Annotated in this window: 21 protein-coding genes; 11 read left to right on the top strand and 10 right to left on the bottom strand. The window is 71.7% G+C overall.

The window, feature by feature from the left end; genetic code table 11:
* The first annotated feature begins 114 nt into the window (after positions 1-114).
* The 3 genes from ACWGN5_RS30260 to ACWGN5_RS30250 are packed head-to-tail and all read left to right on the top strand — an operon-like array spanning position 115 to position 3542.
* Positions 115-1137, top strand: a complete 1023-nt coding sequence (locus ACWGN5_RS30260) for a carbohydrate ABC transporter permease (RefSeq protein ID WP_453520990.1) — start codon at positions 115-117, stop codon at positions 1135-1137.
* 29 nt (positions 1138-1166) lie between these two features.
* The gene (locus ACWGN5_RS30255; RefSeq protein WP_453520995.1) at positions 1167-2003 is read left to right on the top strand and encodes a carbohydrate ABC transporter permease; all 837 of its coding nucleotides are present in this window, start codon (positions 1167-1169) and stop codon (positions 2001-2003) included.
* A gap of 9 nt (positions 2004-2012) precedes the next feature.
* Positions 2013-3542 (top strand): glycoside hydrolase family 3 protein, encoded by a 1530-nt coding sequence (locus ACWGN5_RS30250; protein WP_453520987.1) that lies wholly within the window; start codon positions 2013-2015, stop codon positions 3540-3542.
* A 95-nt stretch (positions 3543-3637) separates the two neighbouring features.
* Here the strand turns inward: ACWGN5_RS30250 and nagB are convergent, their stop codons facing one another.
* Both nagB and ACWGN5_RS30240 read right to left on the bottom strand, forming a co-directional pair.
* Complete coding sequence (nagB, locus tag ACWGN5_RS30245) at positions 3638-4423, bottom strand: glucosamine-6-phosphate deaminase (protein WP_453520985.1); 786 nt, start codon at positions 4421-4423, stop codon at positions 3638-3640.
* A 285-nt stretch (positions 4424-4708) separates the two neighbouring features.
* The gene (locus ACWGN5_RS30240; RefSeq protein WP_453520983.1) at positions 4709-5473 is read right to left on the bottom strand and encodes an SDR family oxidoreductase; all 765 of its coding nucleotides are present in this window, start codon (positions 5471-5473) and stop codon (positions 4709-4711) included.
* An 83-nt stretch (positions 5474-5556) separates the two neighbouring features.
* On the opposite strand from ACWGN5_RS30240, the gene ACWGN5_RS30235 reads away from it, so the two are divergent.
* Positions 5557-6153: a TetR/AcrR family transcriptional regulator gene (locus ACWGN5_RS30235; protein WP_453520981.1), complete on the top strand. Its 597-nt coding sequence runs from the start codon at positions 5557-5559 to the stop codon at positions 6151-6153.
* Positions 6154-6517: 364 nt separating this feature from the next.
* Entirely contained in the window at positions 6518-7984 is a 1467-nt protein-coding gene (locus ACWGN5_RS30230; RefSeq protein WP_453520992.1) for a sensor histidine kinase, read from the top strand.
* A 149-nt stretch (positions 7985-8133) separates the two neighbouring features.
* Here the strand turns inward: ACWGN5_RS30230 and ACWGN5_RS30225 are convergent, their stop codons facing one another.
* Positions 8134-8391, bottom strand: a complete 258-nt coding sequence (locus ACWGN5_RS30225; RefSeq protein ID WP_003953983.1) for a WhiB family transcriptional regulator — start codon at positions 8389-8391, stop codon at positions 8134-8136.
* A gap of 318 nt (positions 8392-8709) precedes the next feature.
* The gene (locus ACWGN5_RS30220; RefSeq protein ID WP_453520979.1) at positions 8710-9678 is read right to left on the bottom strand and encodes a diacylglycerol/lipid kinase family protein; all 969 of its coding nucleotides are present in this window, start codon (positions 9676-9678) and stop codon (positions 8710-8712) included.
* Positions 9679-9919: 241 nt separating this feature from the next.
* On the opposite strand from ACWGN5_RS30220, the gene ACWGN5_RS30215 reads away from it, so the two are divergent.
* Positions 9920-10330 carry a hypothetical protein gene (locus tag ACWGN5_RS30215; RefSeq protein WP_453520976.1) on the top strand — a complete coding sequence of 137 codons (411 nt, stop codon included), beginning with the start codon at positions 9920-9922 and terminating at the stop codon, positions 10328-10330.
* Between the two features lie 4 nt (positions 10331-10334).
* Here ACWGN5_RS30215 and ACWGN5_RS30210 read toward each other — a convergent pair whose 3' ends face one another.
* The 3 genes from ACWGN5_RS30210 to ACWGN5_RS30200 form a co-directional block, all read right to left on the bottom strand.
* Entirely contained in the window at positions 10335-11360 is a 1026-nt protein-coding gene (locus tag ACWGN5_RS30210) for an RNA polymerase sigma factor SigF (protein WP_453520974.1), read from the bottom strand.
* A complete protein-coding gene (locus tag ACWGN5_RS30205) occupies positions 11357-11770 on the bottom strand; it encodes an ATP-binding protein (protein ID WP_015036094.1) in 414 nt (137 codons plus the stop codon). The genes ACWGN5_RS30210 and ACWGN5_RS30205 overlap by 4 nt, the downstream gene beginning before the upstream one ends.
* A 295-nt stretch (positions 11771-12065) precedes the next feature.
* Entirely contained in the window at positions 12066-12326 is a 261-nt protein-coding gene (locus tag ACWGN5_RS30200; RefSeq protein WP_453520970.1) for a UBP-type zinc finger domain-containing protein, read from the bottom strand.
* Positions 12327-12367: 41 nt separating this feature from the next.
* Between ACWGN5_RS30200 and ACWGN5_RS30195 the strand changes: the two genes are divergently transcribed.
* A complete protein-coding gene (locus ACWGN5_RS30195; protein ID WP_453520967.1) occupies positions 12368-13963 on the top strand; it encodes a Na+/H+ antiporter in 1596 nt (531 codons plus the stop codon).
* 25 nt (positions 13964-13988) lie between these two features.
* Here the strand turns inward: ACWGN5_RS30195 and ACWGN5_RS30190 are convergent, their stop codons facing one another.
* Entirely contained in the window at positions 13989-14888 is a 900-nt protein-coding gene (locus tag ACWGN5_RS30190; RefSeq protein ID WP_453520964.1) for a 1-aminocyclopropane-1-carboxylate deaminase/D-cysteine desulfhydrase, read from the bottom strand.
* 57 nt (positions 14889-14945) lie between these two features.
* Positions 14946-15536, bottom strand: a complete 591-nt coding sequence (locus tag ACWGN5_RS30185; RefSeq protein WP_453520962.1) for an N-acetylmuramoyl-L-alanine amidase — start codon at positions 15534-15536, stop codon at positions 14946-14948.
* Between the two features lie 253 nt (positions 15537-15789).
* Between ACWGN5_RS30185 and ACWGN5_RS30180 the strand changes: the two genes are divergently transcribed.
* Both ACWGN5_RS30180 and ACWGN5_RS30175 read left to right on the top strand, forming a co-directional pair.
* Positions 15790-17205 (top strand): family 2B encapsulin nanocompartment shell protein, encoded by a 1416-nt coding sequence (locus ACWGN5_RS30180; RefSeq protein WP_453520960.1) that lies wholly within the window; start codon positions 15790-15792, stop codon positions 17203-17205.
* A 92-nt stretch (positions 17206-17297) separates the two neighbouring features.
* Positions 17298-18347 carry a family 2 encapsulin nanocompartment cargo protein polyprenyl transferase gene (locus ACWGN5_RS30175; protein ID WP_453520958.1) on the top strand — a complete coding sequence of 350 codons (1050 nt, stop codon included), beginning with the start codon at positions 17298-17300 and terminating at the stop codon, positions 18345-18347.
* On the opposite strand, the gene ACWGN5_RS30170 is transcribed toward ACWGN5_RS30175, so the two are convergent.
* Complete coding sequence (locus ACWGN5_RS30170) at positions 18348-18923, bottom strand: TetR/AcrR family transcriptional regulator (protein ID WP_453520955.1); 576 nt, start codon at positions 18921-18923, stop codon at positions 18348-18350. It abuts the gene before it with no gap.
* Positions 18924-19026: 103 nt separating this feature from the next.
* Here ACWGN5_RS30170 and ACWGN5_RS30165 point away from each other — a divergent pair, with 103 nt between their 5' ends.
* Positions 19027-19608 (top strand): dihydrofolate reductase family protein, encoded by a 582-nt coding sequence (locus ACWGN5_RS30165; protein ID WP_453520952.1) that lies wholly within the window; start codon positions 19027-19029, stop codon positions 19606-19608.
* A 42-nt stretch (positions 19609-19650) separates the two neighbouring features.
* Complete coding sequence (locus ACWGN5_RS30160; RefSeq protein ID WP_453520949.1) at positions 19651-19890, top strand: hypothetical protein; 240 nt, start codon at positions 19651-19653, stop codon at positions 19888-19890.
* The last annotated feature ends 19 nt before the right edge of the window (positions 19891-19909 follow it).

Raw genomic sequence — 19909 nt, 5'->3', positions numbered from 1 at the left:
GTGTCGCACCGGCCGCACCACCGGCGCGTTGCAGCGATGCAGTGATCAGCGGCCCGCTCCCCCGGGCCGTGCCCCGGTGGGCGCGGGAGCCCCAGAACCGCGAGGAAGAAGACCATGACCGTGGACTCCCAGGGGACGGCGACCGCCGGTCCCCAGGACGCGCCCGGGAGGGCGGCAGGGAAGTCGCAGACTCCGCCACCCTCTCCGGGCCCGAAGGAAGTCCTTCAGCCTCCACGCGGCAGGCGCTCCCTGCCCAGCGGGGTGCTGCCCTACCTGCTCGTCGCGCCTGCCCTGCTGTCCATGGCGGTGCTGCTGCTCTACCCGCTGATCCGCAATGTGATCCTCTCCTTCCAGGAGCTCAACCGGAAGGAGTTCATCACCCGCGAGACGGTCTGGACCGGCTTCGACAACTACACCGAGCTCCTCGGCGACGCGGAATTCTGGACCGTCGTCGTCCGAAGCGTCGTCTTCACCGCCGTCAACGTCGCCCTCATCATGGCGATCGGCACCGGCATCGGCCTGCTGCTCAACCGCCTCGGCAAGAAGATGCGCCTGGTCCTCTCGCTGGCCCTGATGTTCGCCTGGGCCATGCCGATCGTCGCCTCCGTCACCGTCTTCCGCTGGCTCTTCGACGAGCAGTTCGGCGTCGTGAACTGGCTGATGCGCACCCTGGGCTTCTCCGGCTACGAGCAGCACAACTGGTTCGAGACCGGCTTCTCCACCCTCGTCATCGTGCTGATCCTGCTCGTCTGGGGCTCCGTCCCGTTCGTCGCCCTCAACATGTACGCCGGCCTGACCACCATCGGGTCCGAGCTGTACGAGGCCGCCAAGATGGACGGCGCCAGCGGCTGGCGCACCTTCTGGGCCGTGGTCTTCCCGAACCTGAAGTCCTTCTTCATGATCACGACGTTCCTGGAGATCATCTGGATCTTCAAGGCGTTCGCCCAGGTCTACGCCATGAACCTCGGCGGCCCCGACCGCGGCTCCGAGACGCTCCCGGTCTTCGCCTACATCGAGGGCGTCGGCCAGTTCCACTACGGCGTCGCCGCCGCCATCTCCATCCTGACGATCGTGATGCTCATCGCGGTCATGTCCTTCTACTTCCGCCTGATCCTGAAGGAGGAGGAGCAGCTGTGAGCGCCGCCACCACCCCGACCCCGCAGAAGCTGCGCACCCGGAAGCCGCTCACGGTCGCCGCGGTCGCCAAGAACCTCGGCGCCCTCGTGCTCGCCGTCGTCTTCGTCTTCCCGGTCTACTGGATGTTCTCGTCCTCGCTGAAGCCGCAGCACGAGATCATGACGAAGGACCCGGTCTTCGTCTTCACCCCGACCTTCGAGAACTACGGCACCGCCACCGGCGTCGACCTGTTCTGGACGTACGTCACCAACAGCCTCACGGTCACCATCGGCGCCGTACTCCTCGCCCTGGTCGTCGCCCTGGCCGCGAGCTTCGCGATCGCCCGCCTCCGGTTCAAGGGCCGCAAGGGCATCGTCCTCATCGTGATGATGGCGCAGATGGCCCCCTGGGAGGTCATGGTCATCGCGATGTACATGATCTCCCGTGAGAACGACCTGCTGAACAGCATCCCGATGCTCACGCTGATCTACTTCGTCATGGTCCTCCCCTTCACGATCTGGACCCTGCGCGGCTTCATCGCCGCCGTCCCGGTCGAGCTGGAGGAGGCCGCGCAGATCGACGGCTGCACCCGCGGCCAGGCCTTCCGCAAGGTGATCTTCCCGCTGCTCGCCCCCGGCCTGATGTCGACCTCGCTCTTCGGCTTCATCACCGCCTGGAACGAGTTCGCCATGATCCTCATGCTCAACAAGGAGAAGGAGTCGCAGACCCTGACGCTCTGGCTGACCCAGTTCCAGACCGCGTTCGGCAGCGACTGGGGCGCCACCATGGCCGCCTCCACCCTCTTCGCCCTCCCCGTGCTCGTCGTCTTCCTCTTCCTCCAGCGCAAGGCCGTCGGCGGCATGACCGCCGGCGCGGTGAAGGGATAACGGACCCCCATGACCACACTCGTACACGGCTCGGACACCCTGACCCGTGACGCGCTCACGGTCCTCCAGCCCGGCTTCGTCGGCACCACCGCCCCCGACTGGCTGCTCCGCCGCATCGGCGAGGGCCTGTCCTCGGTCGGCCTCTTCGGCCGGAACATCGTCGACCCCCAGCAGCTCGCCGCGCTCACCGCGCAGCTGCGCGCCGAGCGGGACGACGTCCTCGTCGCCATCGACGAGGAGGGCGGGGACGTCACCCGCCTGGAGGTCAAGCAGGGCTCGTCCTTCCCCGGCAACTACGCGCTCGGCAGCGTCGACGACGTCGAGCTCACCCGGGCCGTCGCCCGCGAGCTCGGCCGCCGGCTCGTGCAGTGCGGCGTCGACCTGAACTGGGCGCCCTCGGCGGACGTCAACTCCAACGCCGAGAACCCCGTCATCGGCGTCCGCTCCTTCGGACCCGACCCGGACCTGGTCGCCCGGCACACCGTGGCGTACGTCGACGGCCTCCAGGGCGTCGGGGTCGCGGCCTGCACGAAGCACTTCCCCGGACACGGCGACACCAACGTGGATTCCCACGACGCGCTGCCCCGGATCGATGTGGACCTCGCCACACTGCACGCCCGTGAGCTGGTACCTTTCCGCGCGGCCGTCGCCGCGGGTACCAAAGCGGTCATGAGCGCGCATATCCTGCTCTCCGCGCTCGACCCCCACCGTCCGGCCACCCTGAGCCCGCAGATCCTCACCGGTCTGCTGCGTCAGGAGCTGGGCTTCGAGGGGCTGATCGTCACCGACGGCATGGAGATGCAGGCCGTCGCGGCGACGTACGGCATCGAGCGCGGATCCGTCCTCGCGATCGCCGCGGGCGCCGACGCCATTTGCGTCGGCGGCGGGCTGTGCGACGAGGACACCGTGCTGCGGCTGCGCGACGCGCTCGTCACCGCGGTACGGACCGGTGAACTGCCCGAGGAGCGGCTGGCCGACGCCGCGGCGCGCGTGCGCGCCCTGGCGGCCTGGACCCAGGCGCACCGGGCCAGGGGGGCTGTGGCGGTGCCGGGCGTGGCATCAGAGGAGGGGACCGCGCCCGGCACCGACATCGGACTCGTGGCGGCCCGCAGGGCCCTCAAGGTGACCCGGGGCGAGCACGCCCACACGCCGATGACCGGTGCTCCCTACGTGGCCGCCTTCACTCCCGTCGCCAACTTCGCGGTCGGCGACGAGACGCCCTGGGGCATCGCGGCCGAGCTGGAGCGGCTGCTCCCCGGCACCGAGACCGGCTCGTACGACGAGTCGTCCGTGGCCGACGTCCTGGCCGCCGCGGGGGAGCGGCGGATCGTCGCGGTCGTACGGGACGCCCACCGGCACCCGTGGATGACCGAGGCCCTGGACGGCCTCCTCGCGGCCCGCCCCGACACCGTCGTGGTCGAGATGGGCCTCAACGAGGCGGAGCCCCGCGGGGCCCTGCACATCGCCACGCACGGCGCGGCCCGGGTCTGCGGCCGCGCGGCGGCGGAGGCCGTGGTCGGCGCCGGCGCCGGCGCCTGACGCCTGACGCCGCGGACGTACATCGCCGTACATGGCCGTACATGAAGGGGCCCGGCACCTGATCCAGGTGCCGGGCCCCTTTGTCTGCGTATGCCCTAGATGCCCTGCCAGGACGGCTTGTTCGCGTAGGTGTGCCGGAAGTAGTCGGCGAGCTTCAGCTTGGAGGCCGCCGCCTCGTCCACGACGACCGTGGCGTGCGGGTGCAGCTGGAGCGCGGAGGCCGGGACGAGCGCCGCCACCGGGCCCTCGACGGTCTGCGCCACGGCCTCGGCCTTGCCCTCGCCGGTGGCGAGCAGCACCAGGTGACGGGCCTCCAGGATGGTGCCGATGCCCTGGGTGATGACGTGGTGCGGGACCTGCTCGATGTCGTCGTCGAAGAAGCGGGCGTTGTCCACGCGGGTCTGCTCGGTGAGCGTCTTGATCCGGGTGCGGGAGGCGAGCGAGGAGCACGGCTCGTTGAAGCCGATGTGCCCGTCGGTGCCGATGCCGAGGATCTGCAGGTCCACGCCACCGGCCTCGGTCAGCGCCCTGTCGTACGCCTCGCAGGCCGCCAGGACGTCCTCGGCGGAGCCGTCGGGACCCATGAAGGCCTCGGGGGAGAGCCCGAGCGGCTCGACGACCTGGCGCAGGACGGTGGAGCGGTACGACTCGGGGTGCCCGGCGGGCAGGCCCACGTACTCGTCCAGCTGGGCGATCCGCGCTCGGGAGGCGTCCACGGCACCGGCGGACACCTGGGCGACGAGGGCGTCGTAGATCGGGATCGGGGTCGAGCCCGTGGCCACGCCGAGCAGCGCGTCGGGCTTGCGGCGCAGGAGGTCGGCGATGCCGTCCGCGATGAGCTCGCCGCCGGCCTTGGCGTCCTTGACGATGACAACTTCCACGCTGTGCCTGCCGATCTGATGAGGGGCTGCTGAAAGGACCGTGTGGTATAGACCAATCTGGGTCCAAATCTAGCAGAGGGGAGGCCTTCCCCTCATGCCGTTCCACCCCGCGGACGGCGCCGCTTCCATCGTCGGCCGCACCCGCCCCACCAGCCACTCGAACCCCGCCCCGCCCCCTTCGCGCGCCACCCCGGCGCACCTCCGCCTCCGCCCCTGCGTCGGCCCGGCGAAATCCGTCCCCGCCCCGCGCGGCAGTCCGGCGAACCTCCGTCCCCGCCCCCGGTCTCAGGCCAGCGAGCCCCCCGTCACGTCGATCCAGTCGCCCGTCACCCAGCGCGCGTCGTCGGAGACCAGGAAGGCGACCACGTCCGCTATCTCCGGCGGCGTCCCGACCGCTCCCAGCGTCGCCATCGCCGCCGCCCCCGCCCAGGCCTCCTCGTTCCCCCGCAGCCATCCGGCGTTGATGTCCGTGTCCACGATCCCCGGCGCCACCGCGTTGACCGTGATCCCGCGCGGGCCGAGGACCTTCGACAGATAGCGGGTGAAGACGTCGAGCGCGCCCTTCGACATCGCGTACGCGATCAGGTCCGGCATGGCCGCCGCCCGGCTCAGGCCCGTCGAGACGTTGACGATCCGGCCGCCGTCCCGCAGCCGCTCCGCCCCCAGCTGCGCCAGGAAGAAGGGCGCCTTCGTGTTGACCGCGAAGATCCGGTCGTACTCCTCGTCGCCGATCGTCGCGAACGGCTGCGACGCCCCGATCCCCGCGTTGTTCACCAGAATGTCCAGACCGTCCGCGTGGGCGTCGAAGGCCCGCCACAGCGCCGCCGCGTCACCCGGGACCCCCAGCTCCTGTCCCACCGCGAAGGCGGAGCCGCCGGCCGCCTCGATCGCGGCGACCGTCTCCTTCGCCGCCGCCTCGTTCGTCCCGTAGTGCACCGCGACCCGCGCGCCCTCGCGGCCGAGCCGCTCGGCGATCCCCCGTCCGATGCCCCGGCTCCCGCCCGTGACCAGTGCCGTCTTCCCGGCCAGCCTTCCGTCGAGCATGCCCATGGCGACGCCCCCCTCTTTCTGTAGCGGTCGTTATGCAAAGACCGTACCCCACGATCCGTAGCGAGCGCTATAGAATTCACTCCATGGTGACGAGACAGCGCGGCCGCCCCCGCTCCTTCGACCGGCTCACGGCCCTGGAGCAGGCGACGATGGCCTTCTGGGAGCACGGTTACGAGACGACCTCCGTCGCCGACCTCACCCGCGTCATGGGCATCAGCGCGCCCAGTCTCTACGCCGCCTTCGGCGACAAGAAGACGCTGTTCGAGGAGGTCGTCGAGGCGTACGCGCTCAGCTACGGGGCCTACGGCGGCCGCGCCTTCGCCGAGGAGCCGACCGCCCGCGCCGCCCTGGGGCGCATGCTGCGCGAGGCCGCCGTGCTCTTCACGGAGCCTGGACACCCGCACGGCTGCCTGATGATCACCGCCGCGGTGAACTGCTCGACCCCCGAGGTGGAGCAGGCCCTGCGGGACCGGCGGAACGCCAATCTGGCCGCCTTCGAGAACCGAATCCGTGAGGGCGTGGAGGCCGGCGACCTCCCGCCGGACACCGATCCGCGCGCCCTGGCCCGGCTGACCGGCGCCGTCCTCCAGGGCATGTCCCTGCAGGCCCGCGACGGGGCGACGGCGGAGGAGCTGACGGCGGTGGCGGAAGCGGCGATGCGGGCCTGGCCGGAGGCCTGAGAGCCGTCCGCTTCAGTCGGCCGAAGGGCGGCGCGAAGGCCCCGGAAAAACCCGCGGGCCGCGGCGCCCGGCGGGACCCTCAGCCCGCCCGGCACCGCAGCCCGGAGTTGCCCGGCCGGGGGTGTGCGGTCCCGCGGCCGTGTGGGAGGTCTCGGCGCAGTCAGGGCAGAGAGCGCCGGGTACCTCGTTCCATCCTCCTGTGCGGGGAGGATGGAGGTCTATGACGTTCATTGTGGACTAGACCATTCTTGTCTGTCCATCCACAGGAACGCGGTCCTTCCCGGCCCATCCTCCAACACGGAGCCCCGGAGATCCAGGTTCACCGCCCCTGTAATTCCGCAGGTACGCTCGCACCGTGCCCTCCATGAACGACCTCGTCCGCCAGCACACCGCCCTGAGCGACTCCGACCTCGAGTGGCTCCATCTGCTGGTGTCGGAGTGGCAGCTGCTCTCCGACCTCTCCTTCGCCGACCTCGTGCTCTGGGTCCCGACCCTCGACGGCACGCGGTACGTCTCCGTCGCCCAGATGCGGCCCAACACGGGCCCCACCTCCTACCAGGACGACATGGTCGGCCACCTGGTCCCGCGCGGCCGCCGCCCGCTGCTCGACGCCGCCCTCGACGAGGGCCGGATCGTCCGCGAGGGCGACCCGGAGTGGCGCGAGGAGGTCCCGGTGCGGGTCGAGTCCATCCCGGTGCGCCGCGAGGGCCGGGTCCTCGGCGTCATCGCCCGCAACACCAACCTGCTGACCGTCCGCACCCCCTCCCGCCTGGAGCTCACCTACCTCCAGTCGGCCTCCGACCTCGCCCAGATGATCGCCGCCGGAACGTTCCCCTTCCCCGGCGAGCAGGTCGACATGGACTCCTCGCCGCGCGCCGGCGACGGTCTCGTCCGCCTCGACGCCGAGGGCGTCGTCCAGTACGCCTCGCCGAACGCCCTCTCCGCCTACCACCGGCTCGGCCTCGCCGCCGACCTGGTCGGCCAGGACCTCGGCCAGATCACCGCCGAACTCGCCCCCTCCCGCGGCCCGGTGGACGAGGCCCTGGTCAAGCTGGCCTCCGGCTACGCGCCCCGCGAGTTCGAGGTCGAGGGCAACGGCGGGGTGATCCAGCTGCGGGCGATCCCGCTCAAGCCCAAGGGCACCCGGATCGGTTCGCTCGTCCTGCTCCGGGACGTCACCGAACTGCGCCGCCGCGAGCGCGAGTTGATCACCAAGGACGCCACCATCCGGGAGATCCACCACCGGGTGAAGAACAACCTCCAGACGGTCGCCGCCCTGCTCCGCCTCCAGGCTCGCCGGATGGACTCCGACCGCGGCCGCGAGGCCCTCAACGAGGCCGTCCGGCGCGTCGGTTCGATCGCCATCGTCCATGAGACGCTGTCCCAGAACCTGGACGAGCGGGTGCAGTTCGACGAGATCGCCGACCGGGTCATCGCGATGGTCGCCGAGATCTCCCCGGGCAAGGTCACCTGCCGGCGCAACGGCCGCTTCGGCATCCTCGACGCCGAGGTCGCCACCCCGCTCTCCATGGTCCTCACCGAGGTCCTGCAGAACGCGCTCGAACACGCCTTCGTGCAGGGCGAGCAGGGCACGGTCGAGGTCAGCGCCGTCCGCGGCGAGACCCGGACGGACGCCCGGCTCCTGATCACCGTCCAGGACGACGGCCGCGGCCTGCCCGAGGGCTTCGACCCGCAGCGGGCCGGCAACCTCGGCCTGCAGATCGTACGGACCCTGGTGGAAGGGGAGTTGGGCGGTTCCTTCGACATGCTGCCGGGCGCCGAGCGCGGCACGAAGGTGGTCCTCGACATCCCCGTACGGCCGCAGAAGTAGTCGTACGGCCCAGCGCACAGCAGCGAGCCCCGGACCGAAGGGAATCGGTCCGGGGCTCGAATGCTGTGGGTTACTGCTGCGCGCTGCGGCTCGGGGCGGTGATTGCGTACGCGGTGTACGCGCCGCTTGCCTCAGGCTGTGCAGGTGGCTCAGGCGCTGGCGTTACGCGCCCGGTTGCGAGCGGCACGGCGCTTCATCGCGCGGCGCTCGTCCTCGCTGAGGCCACCCCAGACGCCGGAGTCCTGGCCGGACTCGAGCGCCCACTGCAGGCACTGCTCCATGACGGGGCAGCGGCGGCAGACGGCCTTGGCTTCCTCGATCTGCAGCAGCGCAGGACCGGTGTTGCCGATGGGGAAGAACAGCTCGGGGTCTTCCTCACGACAAACGGCGTTGTGACGCCAGTCCATGGCTGCTACCTCTCTCAGTGTTACGTGCGAGTTGCTTGTGAATGTGAACGCTTTCACGAATCCCTCCGCAAGGGAAGGGCCGACTGCCAGTTGAACTGGTGTGGTCCTGTTGCTTGGGGTGGGGTTCTGGCTCTCAGTGGAGGCCGGTGTTGCGGGCCGTCCCGATCGCCAAGAAGAGACTCCCAAACCCCAGGGGCGGATACAACCCCTTCCGGAAAGTTTTTTTTGATTCCTCGGTGTCGGCTAGGTCACAGCCGTACTTCTAAGGGGTGGATGCGCGCCTAAACGTTCGAGTGAAAGGACTTTGGGCCCTTCCACTCACACAATCACACGCAGTGCACGGCGAACGCCTGTGAACGTCACGCTCGTACGCAGTCCGAGGTGGTCTCCGTCCATCTGCAGGGGGAGGGGCACCTTCGAATGCAAGGTGAAGTCGGTCAGATCGTGCAGAGGTACGGCATGCTTGCCGCGCGGACCCCGTTCCGGGGTCGAGGTGAGCAGCTGGGTGGCGTAACGGGCCACCGCAGGGGTGGAGAGCCGGCGCAGTCCGAGGACGTCGAGCGCGGTCTCGAAGGACGCCTCCGGGGACGCGTACACCGGGCGATTGCCCAGGTAGGTCCAGGGGGAGGTGTTGCAGATTATGGAGAGGACCAGGTCCTCGACCGGCTCCGCGCCCGGGCGCTCCAGGGTGATCGTGCCGTGCCGACGGTTCGGCTCCTCCAGGAACTGGCGCACCACCTGGCGCAGATAGAGGGCGTGCGTCGATCTCTTGCCGCGCTCGCGCTGCTGTTCGACCCGGCCGATGACGCTCGCGTCGAAGCCGAGTCCGGCACAGAAGGTGAACCAGCGTGCGGGCACGGACTCGTCCTCGGTGCCCGGCGTCCCGGACGCGAGCCCGAGGCTCACCGTCCGTGTCCGCCGCTCACGCAACGCGTCGAGCAGGGCGCCGGTCGCCTCCACGGCGTCGTTCGGCAGTCCGAGGGCGCGGGCGAAGACATTGGTCGAGCCGCCGGGGACGACGGCGAGGCTCGGCAGCCGGTCCGGATCGGGCCCGTCGTGCAGCAGTCCGTTGACGACCTCGTTCACCGTGCCGTCCCCGCCGAGGGCCACGACCAGGTCGATGTTCCCGGCCTCGGCGGCCCGCCGGCCCAGGTCGCGCGCGTGCCCCCGGTACTCGGTGGTGACCGCCTCCAGCTTCATCTCGCTGGCCAGCGCGTGGATGAGCACGTCGCGGGTGCGGGCACTGGTGGTGGTGGCTGCCGGGTTGACCACGAGAAGTGCGCGCATGGGCGCCAGCGTACCTACCCGGCGGTACCGGGGCCCAGCCCAGCCCGATCCCCGGACACCCCGACGGGGCCGGGTCCAGCGGATCGCGCCCGCCTCCGACGGAGCCGGGCCGGGTGGATCCGCGTACACCTCCGACGGAGCCGGCCCGGGCGGATCCGCGTACACCTCCGACGGGACCCGGTGCGGGGCAGGGTGCGGGGTCCGGCCCGGGTTCCCCGGCGCCCCCGTTACGCTGCCTTGCATGAGCAGTACGGAGCAGACCCCCCGCCCCGCCCGCCTGGCCGCAGCCGCGGGCGTGGCCCTCGTCGAGGCCCTCGGGCTCCTCGCCGGAGGCGTCTACATGCTGGTGCGGAGCCTCCTCGACGGCGGCGACGTCACCAGCGGGGTGACGGGCGGTGTGACCGTGATCGCACTCGGACTGATCCCGCTCGCCGCCGCCCGCGGCCTGTGGACGATGCGCTCCTGGAGCCGCGGCCCGGCCGTGATCACCCAGATCCTCGCCCTGCCGGTCGCCTGGCAGATGCTGCAGACCGAGGGCGTGATCCCCTTCGGGATCGTCGTCGCCGCGCTCGCCGTGACCGGGCTCGTCCTCCTGGTGAACCCGGCCACGACCGAGGCGCTCGGCATCAGGCGCCCCGGCCAGGGCGCCTGAGCGACTACTCCTCCACCAGGAGCTTCTCCCGAAGCGACGCCAGGGTCCGGGCCAGCAGCCGTGAGACGTGCATCTGGGAGATGCCCACCTCCTGCGCGATCTGCGACTGGGTCATGTTCCCGAAGAATCGGAGCAGCAGGATCCGCTTCTCCCGGGGCGGCAGGTCCTCCAGGAGCGGCTTGAGCGACTCCCGGTACTCGACCCCCTCCAGGGCCTCGTCCTCAGCGCCCAGCGTGTCCGCCACCGCCGGCGACTCGTCGTCGGTGTCCGGGACGTCCAGGGAGAGCGTCGAGTAGGCGTTCGCCGACTCCAGACCCTCCAGGACCTCCTCCTCCGAGATCCCCAGCCGCTCCGCCAGCTCGTGCACGGTCGGCGACCGCCCGTGCTGCTGGGACAGCTCGGCCGTCGCCGTGGTCAGGGACAGCCGCAGCTCCTGGAGCCGGCGCGGCACCCGGACCGCCCACCCCTTGTCACGGAAGTGGCGCTTGATCTCGCCGACGACCGTCGGCGTCGCGTACGTGGAGAACTCCACCCCGCGCTCCGGGTCGAACCGGTCGACCGACTTGATCAGACCGATCGTCGCCACCTGCGTCAGGTCGTCCAGCGGCTCCCCGCGGTTGCGGAAGCGCCGGGCCAGGTGCTCCACCAGCGGCAGGTGCATGCGCACCAGGCGGTTGCGCAGCTCGGCCTTCTCCGGGGAGCCCTCGGGCAGCTCGCGCAGCTGGACGAAGAGCGCGCGGGCGCCGCTCCGGTCGTGCGGGTCCGGGACGGCGGGGGCCTCCGGACCCTCGTCGTCCTCCTCGGCGTCGGCGTCGTCGGCCTTCTCCGCCGCCTCGGCGTCGTCGGGGATCAGCGCCTCGGGAGCCTCGGGGGAACCCTCGGAACTCGCCGGGGCCTCGGAGACCCCTGGTGTCTCGGGAACCTCGTGGTGCTGCTCGTGCTCGCTCATGTGGTCCGCCTGCTCCGTAGCGACCCTGTTCGGCCGCGCCTGCTGCTCAGGGATGCCGGCCGTCGCGTCCCCGCTCCTCACGCCGGGCCTGGCCCCGCGCCGCGCTGTTTGTACAGGCTGATCGAGACCGTACGGTCCTCGGCCACCGACGACTCCACCTTCCCGGCGAGCGCCGACAGCACGGTCCACGCGAAGGTGTCCCGCTCGGGCGCCCTGCCGTCCGTCGTCGGGGCGGAGACGGTCACGTCGAGGGAGTCGTCGACCAGCCGGAAGACACAGCTGAGGACGGACCCCGGCACGGCCTGCTGGAGCAGGATGGCGCAGGCCTCGTCGACCGCGATCCGCAAGTCCTCGATCTCGTCGAGGGTGAAGTCCAAGCGCGCCGCGAGGCCGGCCGTGGCCGTACGCAGCACGGACAGATAGGCACCCGCAGCGGGCAGCCGGACTTCCACGAAGTCCTGGGTCCCGGGCTCGCCTGCGATCTGGGACACCCTCACCTCCAAGGTGGCACAAGCTCATTCGGGGTCCGGGGGGAGAGGCCCCCGGACCGGGCGGTACGCAGGGAGCCTGCGCGGTCCGCCGTGACGCTATCGCGATCCATCCTGCCGTGTCGCCGGGAACCCCGGAGACCAGGTGGTCCCGCGCCCCCGCCCCTCGGCGGCCGCGGAGAACCCGCGGAGGGGTGACGTACCCAGCGTCCGGGGCATCGAACCGTCCGTGACCGTGCGGGCCGCGAGGCGGCACCCCGCCCATGACCCTCCGGCCGCGGGCCGGCCCCCCCGGCCTTCAGACGATCGAACCGTCGACGAAGCACCAGCGCCAGGCCTCGCCCGGCTCGTAGGTCCGCATCACCGGGTGCCCGGTCGAGGAGAAGTGCGCCGTCGCGTGCCGCCCCGCCGAGGAGTCGCAGCAGCCCACGTGCCCGCAGCTCAGACAGAGCCGCAGCTGGACCGGGTGCGTGCCGTCCGCCAGGCACTCGGGACAGGTCTCGGCCAGCGGCGCCGGTTCGGGGCGCGGCATTTCGGCAACGTGCGGGCACTCACTCATGATGGCCAGGTTACGTTGCGGCACGGGACGGGGTCGGGAGCATGGACGCACTGCAGCTGGTGGGACTGGTGGCGGCGAGCGCCGCCGTGGCGGGGTTCGCCCGCAGGACCCCGGTGCCCGCCCCGCTGCTCCTGGTCGCCGTCGGCCTCGCCGCCGCGTACGTCCCGGGGGTCCCCGACTACACCCTCGACCCGCACATCGTGCTGCCGCTGATCCTGCCCCCGCTCCTCTACACGGCCGCCGTCGACTCCTCGTACCTCGACCTGCGGGCCAACATCAGGCCCGTCGCGCTGCTCTCCGTCGGGTACGTCCTCTTCGCCACCGTGGCCGTGGGCTGGCTCGCGTACGTGCTCGTGCCCGACCTGCCGCTCACCGCCGCGCTCGTGCTCGGCGCCGTCATCGCGCCGCCGGACGCGGTCGCCGCCACCGCCATCGCCCGCCGTCTCGGCCTGCCGAACCGGATCACCACGATCCTCCAGGGCGAGTCCCTCGTGAACGACGCCACCGCGATCACCGCGTACAAGGTCGCCCTCGCGGCCGCCGTCGGCGAGGGCATCAGCTGGGGCGGCGGACTGTGGGAGTTCGTCCTGGCCGCGGTCGGCGGCATCGGCGTCGGCCTCGTCCTGATGGTGCCGATCCACTGGCTCCGCACCCATCTGCGCGAGGCCCTCCTCCAGAACACCCTCTCCCTGCTCATCCCCTTCATCGCGTACGCCGCAGCCGAGGAGGTGGGCGCCTCCGGAGTCCTCGCCGTCGTCGTGGTCGGCCTCTTCCTCGGCCACAAGGCCTGGAAGGTCGACTTCGCCACCCGGCTCCAGGAGGAGGCCGTCTGGAAGATGGTCGCCTTCATCCTGGAGTCCGCCGTCTTCGCCCTGATCGGCCTCCAGCTGCCGTACGTCGTCAAGGGACTCGGCCGGTACGGCATGGGGGAGGCGGCCTGGTACGCGGTCGGGGTCTTCGTCGCCGTGGTCGTCGTCCGCTTCGTCTGGGTCTACCCGGCGACCTTCCTGCCCCGCCGGCTCTCCTCGGGCATCCGGGAGCGGGAGCCCGAGGTGGACTGGCGGGCGCCGCTCGTCGTCGGCTGGGCCGGCATGCGCGGCGTGGTCTCCCTGGCCATCGCCTTCTCCATCCCCGTCGTCACCGACGGGGTGGAGTTCCCGGCCCGCAACCTCGTCCTCTTCCTCACCTTCACCACCGTGATCGGCACCCTCGTGGTGCAGGGCCTCACCCTGCCGCCCCTGATCCGCCTCCTGAAGCTGCCCGGACGCGACCGGTACGCCGAGACCCTCGCCGAGGCCCAGGCCCAGAGCGAGGCCTCGCGGGCCGCCGAGGAACGCCTCGAAGAGCTCCTCGCCGACGAGCGCAACGCCCTCCCGAAGCCCCTCGCCGACCGGCTCCGCACGGTCATGGAGCGGCGCCGCAACTCCGTGTGGGAGCGCCTCGGCGCCGTCAACGAGGTCACCGGGGAGACCGCGGACGACACCTACCGGCGGCTCTCCCGCGAGATGATCGACGCCGAGCGCGCCGTCTTCGTCCAGCTGCGCGACGCCCGCCGGATCGACGACGAGATGATGCGCACCCTGCTCCGCCGCCTCGACCTGGAGGAGGCGGCGGCCTACCGGGAGACCGACGACTAGGGCCTGTCTCAGGGCCCGTCCGGCGTCAGACGGTCTCGGGCGCGCCCGTGATGACGGCCGCGAGCCGGGTGCCCGGCGGGAAGGCGCCCTCCTCCGCGAGGGTCGTCAGGCCGTACAGCATTTTGGCGACATACAGCCGCTCGATGGCGAGTCCGTGCCGCGCCTCGAAGTCCTGTGCGAACGCCTCCAGAACCGGGGGCACGCGCGCGTAGCCGCCGCCGTGGAAGCGCTCGTCCAGGGTCCAGTCGCCGCGCGGGCCGCCGAAGGCCGTCTCCTGGAGGGCGCGGACCTCCCCGCCGAGGAAGCCGCCCTTGAGGACCGGGACGCCGAGCGCCCGCTGCCCGGGGGAGAGTCCGGCCGCGAGCCCGGCCAGGGTGCCGCCCGTCCCGCAGGCGACCGCGACCGTGTCCGCCGCCCCGGCGAGCTCGCGGCCCAGCTCCACGCAGCCGTGGACGGCGAGCGCGTTGCTGCCGCCCTCCGGGACCACGTACGCGCCCGCGGGGGCCCGCTCCAGGAGCGCCGCGCGCGTGGCCGGATCGTTCTTCGCCCGGTACGTGGCCCGGTCCACGAACTCGAGACGCATCCCGTCCGCCGCGCACCGCGCGAGCGAGGGGTTCAGCGGCCGTCCGGCCAGCTCGTCGCCCCGGACCACCCCGACCGTCTGGAAGCCGAGCAGCCGCCCGGCGGCGGCCGTCGCCCGCAGGTGGTTGGAGTACGCGCCGCCGAAGGTGAGCACGGGCCGGCCGGCCGCCTCGCGCAGGTTGAGCGCGAGCTTGCGCCACTTGTTGCCGGGCAGGTCGGGGTGGATGAGGTCCTCGCGCTTCAGGAGCAGCGTCAGCCCGCGCCGGGCGAAGCGCTCGTCCTCCACCGGCTCCAGGGGCGAGGGGAGCCGGGGCAGCAGACGGGAGAGGTCGAACGCGTTCACCGGGCCATTCTCGCCGCCGCGCGGGCCCCCGGCGCGGGCGGCCCGGGCCCTCGGGGCTCAGCGCAGCAGCTCGGCGACCCGCTCCCGCATCGACGCCATCGTGAACCCGCGCGGGTCCACCTTGCCCGGCTGCCACTCCAGGTGCCCGATGACCGAGCGGTGGGTCCAGCCGTGCGCCCGGCAGACGGCCGCCGCCGCCTTCGCGATGGCCTCCAGCTGGACCTTCGGCCACGGGTCCTCGCCGTCGCCGAGGTTCTCGCACTCGAAGCCGTAGAAGTGCCGGTTGCCGTCCGTGGTGGCCTCGTCGTCCGGCGGCAGCCGCCGCTCGGCGATGACCGCCCGGAGGACCTCGTCGTCGCCGAGCCCCGCGTGGTTGGCGCGCCCGTAGCCGACGAGGTGGACCGTGCCGTCCTTGGCGATCACGCCGTGGCAGAGCGGCCCCGGCAGGGCCGCGTAGCCGTCCCGGCAGATCCGGACGGTGTTGGCGGTGCCCCGGGTCACGGTGTGGTGGATCATCACGCCGTTCACCGGGCCCCAGGGGCCCTTGTGGTTGCGGTTGTGGGTGGACCAGTCGCCGACCTGGACGACCGCGAGGCCCTCGTCGCGCAGCGCGCGGAGGAACCTGTTCGCCGACATGGGTGAGGCCATGACCGACTCCTTCCGGAGGACGGGGTGGGCTTCCGGAGTACCGGAGTCCGGCACTCCGCTGCCATGCGTTCGGGCGGTGTGCGAGCCGATCCGGACAGTTCGTCAGGAGACGTGTGGGGCTGCGCTGTTCGGATGGAAATCGTGTGACATACCCCGAAGATCGTCGAACAGTCCCACCCGAATGTGTAATGGCGTCGACACGCTCCGTGCTGAAAGGCTTCTCGCGCAACTCAGTCATACGAGAGGGAGTTCCATGTCCGTTGGTTCGGTTGACGGCGAGGTCCGCGCGGAGCCGCAGTCCCCGCAGCAGAGTCTCGGCACCGCCGCCGCGCGGAACCTCGCCACGACCACCAAGTCGGCCCCGCAGATGCAGGAGATCACCTCCCGGTGGCTGCTGCGGACGCTGCCGTGGGTCCAGGTGCAGGGCGGCACCTACCGGGTGAACCGGAGGCTCAGTTACTCCGTGGGTGACGGCCGCGTCACCTTCGTCCAGACCGGAGAGCGCGTCGCGGTGATCCCCGCCGAACTCGGCGAACTCCCGGCACTGCGCGGCTACGAGGACGAGAGCGCGCTGACCGAGCTCGCGGCCCGCTGCTCCCAGCGGGAGTACGCGGCGGGCGAGATCATCGCCGTGGCGGGCGCCCCCACCGACCGGGTGTACCTGCTCGCGCACGGCCGCGTCGAGCAGATCGGCGAGGGGCCCTACGGCGACGAGACCGTCCTCGGTGTCCTCGCCGACGGCGCCTACTTCGGCGAGGCCGCGCTGGTCGCCGCGGACGCCACCTGGGACTGGAGCGCCCGGGCCGCCACCGCCTGTACGGTCCTGGAGCTCACCCGGGACGACGTGCGGAACCTCGCGGACCGGGCCGGCTCGCTCGCCGCCCACCTCGCGGGCGTGGCCGCGGCTCCCGACCGGAGCACCAACACGTACGGCGAGGCCGCCATCGACCTCTCCGCCGGCCACGTCGGCGAGGCGGTCGTCCCGCACACCTACGTCGACTACGACGCCTCGCCCCGCGAGTACGAGCTGAGCGTCGCCCAGACCGTGCTGAAGGTCCACAGCCGCGTCGCCGACCTCTACAACCAGCCGATGAACCAGACCGAGCAGCAGTTGCGGCTCACGGTCGAGGCGCTCCGCGAGCGCCAGGAGCACGAGCTCATCAACAACAAGGAGTTCGGCCTCCTCTCCAACTGCGACTACGGGCAGCGGCTCCAGCCGCACGACGGCGCCCCCAGCCCGGACGACATGGACGAGCTGCTCTCCCGCCGCCGGGGCTCCAAGATGTTCCTCGCCCACCCGCGCGCCATCGCCGCCTTCGGCCGCGAGCTCAACAAGCGCGGTCTGGTGCCCGAGACGATCGAGGTCGCGGGCAACCGCATCCCGACCTGGCGCGGGGTGCCGATCTACCCGTGCAACAAGATCCCGGTCTCGGACGCCCGGACCACCTCGATCATCTGCATGCGTACCGGCGAGGCCGACCAGGGCGTCATCGGTCTGCACCAGACCGGTCTGCCCGACGAGATCGAGCCCAGCCTCTCCGTCCGCTTCATGGGCATCGACGAGCAGGCGATCATCTCCTACCTCGTCACGGCCTACTACTCGGCGGCGATCCTCGTCCCGGACGCCCTCGGCGTCCTGGAGAACGTCGAGGTCAGCCGCTGGCGCTGAGCCGTCTGCGCCCGGGGGTGGGGCCGAACCCTCCCGCCCCCGGGCGCTTCCGGCCGATCGCCGTGCGGACCGCCGTGAAGGATGCGAAGGAAATGACCGTGACCATGACCAGCGTGGACGCCGACGGGCAGGGGGCCGTGACGCTCCTGGACCGGACGCGTGCCGCCGTCAACCCCCGACTGCGCTCGACCGTCGAGTCCCTGCCGGGCTCCATACGGCGGGTGGCGATGTACCACTTCGGCTGGGAGCGCGCCGACGGCAGCCCGGACGCCGGGCAGCCCGGCAAGGCGATCCGGCCCGCCCTGGTCCTCGCCGCGGCCCGCGCCCTCGGCGCCGACGACGAGCGGGCCGTGAACGCCGCCGCGGCGGTGGAGCTCGCGCACAACTTCACCCTCCTCCACGACGACATCGTCGACGAGGACCCGACCCGGCGGCACCGGCCCACCGCCTGGACCGTCTTCGGCATCCCGGACGCCCTCATGGCCGGGGACGCGATGAGCGCGCTGGCCCTGCGGCTGCTCGCCGAGGACCCGCACCCCGCCTCCGCGGCGGCCTCCGCGCGCCTCGCCGCCTGCGTCATCGAGCTCTGCGCCGGCCAGCAGGCCGACTGCGCCTTCGAGCAGCGCGATCCGCGCGAGGTCTCCCTCGACGAGTGCCTGGCCATGGCCACCGCCAAGACCGGCGCCCTGCTGGGCTGTTCCTGCGCCCTCGGCGCGCTCTACGCGGGCGCGGGGGAGGAGGAGGTCGCGGCCATGGACGCCTTCGGCCGGGAGGCCGGGCTCGCCTTCCAGCTGATCGACGACCTCATCGGCATCTGGGGCGACCCGGACCGCACGGGCAAGCCGGCCGGTGCCGACCTCGTCGCCCACAAGAAGTCGCTGCCGGTGGTGGCGGCGCTGACCTCCGGCACGCGCGCGGGGGAGGAGCTGGCCGAGCTGTACGCGCTTCCGGCCCTCGACGCGGCGGCGGTGCGGGCGGCGGCGGACGCCGTGGAGCGGGCCGGCGGCCGCGACTGGGCGCAGGCCCAGGCGGCCGAGCGCATGGGCCGCGCCGTCGAGCACCTGGCCCAGGCGGTGCCGGACCTGGCGGCCGCGGAGGACCTGCTGGCCCTGGCGGAGTTCGTGACGCGGCGCACGCGCTGATCAGGCCTCCGGGACGATCCGGTTGACCACGGTCTCGATCATGTCGTCCAGGTCCCGGTCGCCGAGGATCCCGGGGACGGTGAAGTGGTCGAGGAGCAGTCCGGTGAGGGCGACGTAGAGCACCCGGACCGTGTCCGCGTCGCCCGGCATGCCGGAGTCGAGGTGGAGCCGGATGTTCAGGTCGAGATCGGCCCGGAGCACCTCGGTGAACCGCTTCTGCAGCTCGGGGCGGCGCGCGGCCTCCAGACGCAGCTCGAAGAGGCCCAGGTAGCAGGTGCGCTCGGCGGTCATGCGCCGGGCGAGCCAGCGCATCAGCTCGACGACCAGCGCGCGGCTGGGCGTCGGAAGCAGCGCGGCGTCGATCGCGCCGGGCTCCGGGGTGAGCCGTACGAAGATCCGGTCGGCGACCTGGGAGAGCAGCTGGTCCCGGTCGCTGAAGTAGTTGGACGAGGTGCCCGTGGGGACCCCCGCCCGGGCGTCGACCGCCCGGAAGGTCAGCCCGCGGGCACCTTCGTCCGCCAGGACCTCGATGGCGGCGTCGAGCAGCGCCGTACGACGTTCGGGGTTTCTCGCCACGTAGGCCTCCTTGGAAAAGGGTCTTGCGCAACCACTACACATGAAGCACTATAACTGTCGTGGTTGCGATCGCAGCCGCACCCCGATCACGAAGAGGACCGGTTTGCGCAAGCTCACGTACTACATCGCCTGCACCATCGACGGCTTCATCGGCGACCCCGAGGGCGATGCCACCTCCATGTTCAAGTACACGGAGGGGCCGTACATGGCCTGGATGGGCACCGAGTACCCGGAGACCATTCCGACGCAGGGCCGGGAGATGCTCGGCATCGACGGCGAGAACAAGCACTTCGACACCGTCATCCAGGGGCTCGGGTCCTACCGGCTCGCCCTGGACATCGGCGTCACCAGCCCGTACAACCACCTGCGCGAGTTCGTCGCCACCCGCTCGCTCGCCGAGTCGTCCCACCCGAACGTCGAGCTGATCGCCGACGACCTCGTCGGCCGCGTCCGCGAGCTCAAGGCCGAGGACAGCCCGCTGGACATCTGGCTCTGCGGCGGCTCCACCCTCGCCGGCGAGCTCATCGAGGAGATCGACGAGCTGGTCATCAAGACCTACCCGCAGGTCTACGGCTCCGGCATGCCGATGTTCGGCGCAGGCTTCGAGCCCCGGGACTTCGAGCTCGGCGACGTCCGCGCCTTCGAGAACGGCGTGCTCGTCCGTACGTACACCAGGAAGCGGTAGCGGCGCCGGGCGGCCTCGCCCGCGGCGACCTACCCTGGATGCATGGGTGACGAGGCACCGCGCACGACGCGGAACCCACTGGCCGAGCGGCACTGCCCGGCCTGCGGCGGACCGCTGGCCGTACTGGCCACCCGGCACAAGGTCCTCGGGGCCTGGGTGCCGGAGTGGGAGGTGCAGCCCTGCCGCAACCCGGAGTGCCCGCTGTACGAGGGGGCGGAAGCCGCTACCACGCACGTGACCGGCAAGAACGGCGAGATCGGGAGAAGTCCGGCCCCGGGGTGACCGGACGCGCGGCGGAGCC

It is taken from the genome of Streptomyces sp. NPDC055815, assembly GCF_053616475.1.
Note: the sequence above shows the minus strand (reverse complement) of the source record. Positions and strands in the feature narration are given on the sequence as shown.

Bases quoted from the DNA above. Each gene is read 5' to 3' on its own strand.
- ACWGN5_RS30260 (WP_453520990.1), top strand. From the start codon at position 115: ATGACCGTGGACTCCCAGGGGACGGCGACCGCCGGTCCCCAGGACGCG.
- ACWGN5_RS30250 (WP_453520987.1), top strand. From the start codon at position 2,013: ATGACCACACTCGTACACGGCTCGGACACCCTGACCCGTGACGCGCTC.
- ACWGN5_RS30240 (WP_453520983.1), bottom strand. From the start codon at position 5,473: ATGGGCATGCTCGACGGAAGGCTGGCCGGGAAGACGGCACTGGTCACG.
- ACWGN5_RS30235 (WP_453520981.1), top strand. From the start codon at position 5,557: ATGGTGACGAGACAGCGCGGCCGCCCCCGCTCCTTCGACCGGCTCACG.
- ACWGN5_RS30230 (WP_453520992.1), top strand. From the start codon at position 6,518: ATGAACGACCTCGTCCGCCAGCACACCGCCCTGAGCGACTCCGACCTC.
- ACWGN5_RS30225 (WP_003953983.1), bottom strand. From the start codon at position 8,391: ATGGACTGGCGTCACAACGCCGTTTGTCGTGAGGAAGACCCCGAGCTG.
- ACWGN5_RS30220 (WP_453520979.1), bottom strand. From the start codon at position 9,678: ATGCGCGCACTTCTCGTGGTCAACCCGGCAGCCACCACCACCAGTGCC.
- ACWGN5_RS30215 (WP_453520976.1), top strand. From the start codon at position 9,920: ATGAGCAGTACGGAGCAGACCCCCCGCCCCGCCCGCCTGGCCGCAGCC.
- ACWGN5_RS30200 (WP_453520970.1), bottom strand. From the start codon at position 12,326: ATGAGTGAGTGCCCGCACGTTGCCGAAATGCCGCGCCCCGAACCGGCG.
- ACWGN5_RS30195 (WP_453520967.1), top strand. From the start codon at position 12,368: ATGGACGCACTGCAGCTGGTGGGACTGGTGGCGGCGAGCGCCGCCGTG.
- ACWGN5_RS30185 (WP_453520962.1), bottom strand. From the start codon at position 15,536: ATGGCCTCACCCATGTCGGCGAACAGGTTCCTCCGCGCGCTGCGCGAC.
- ACWGN5_RS30180 (WP_453520960.1), top strand. From the start codon at position 15,790: ATGTCCGTTGGTTCGGTTGACGGCGAGGTCCGCGCGGAGCCGCAGTCC.
- ACWGN5_RS30175 (WP_453520958.1), top strand. From the start codon at position 17,298: ATGACCGTGACCATGACCAGCGTGGACGCCGACGGGCAGGGGGCCGTG.
- ACWGN5_RS30160 (WP_453520949.1), top strand. From the start codon at position 19,651: ATGGGTGACGAGGCACCGCGCACGACGCGGAACCCACTGGCCGAGCGG.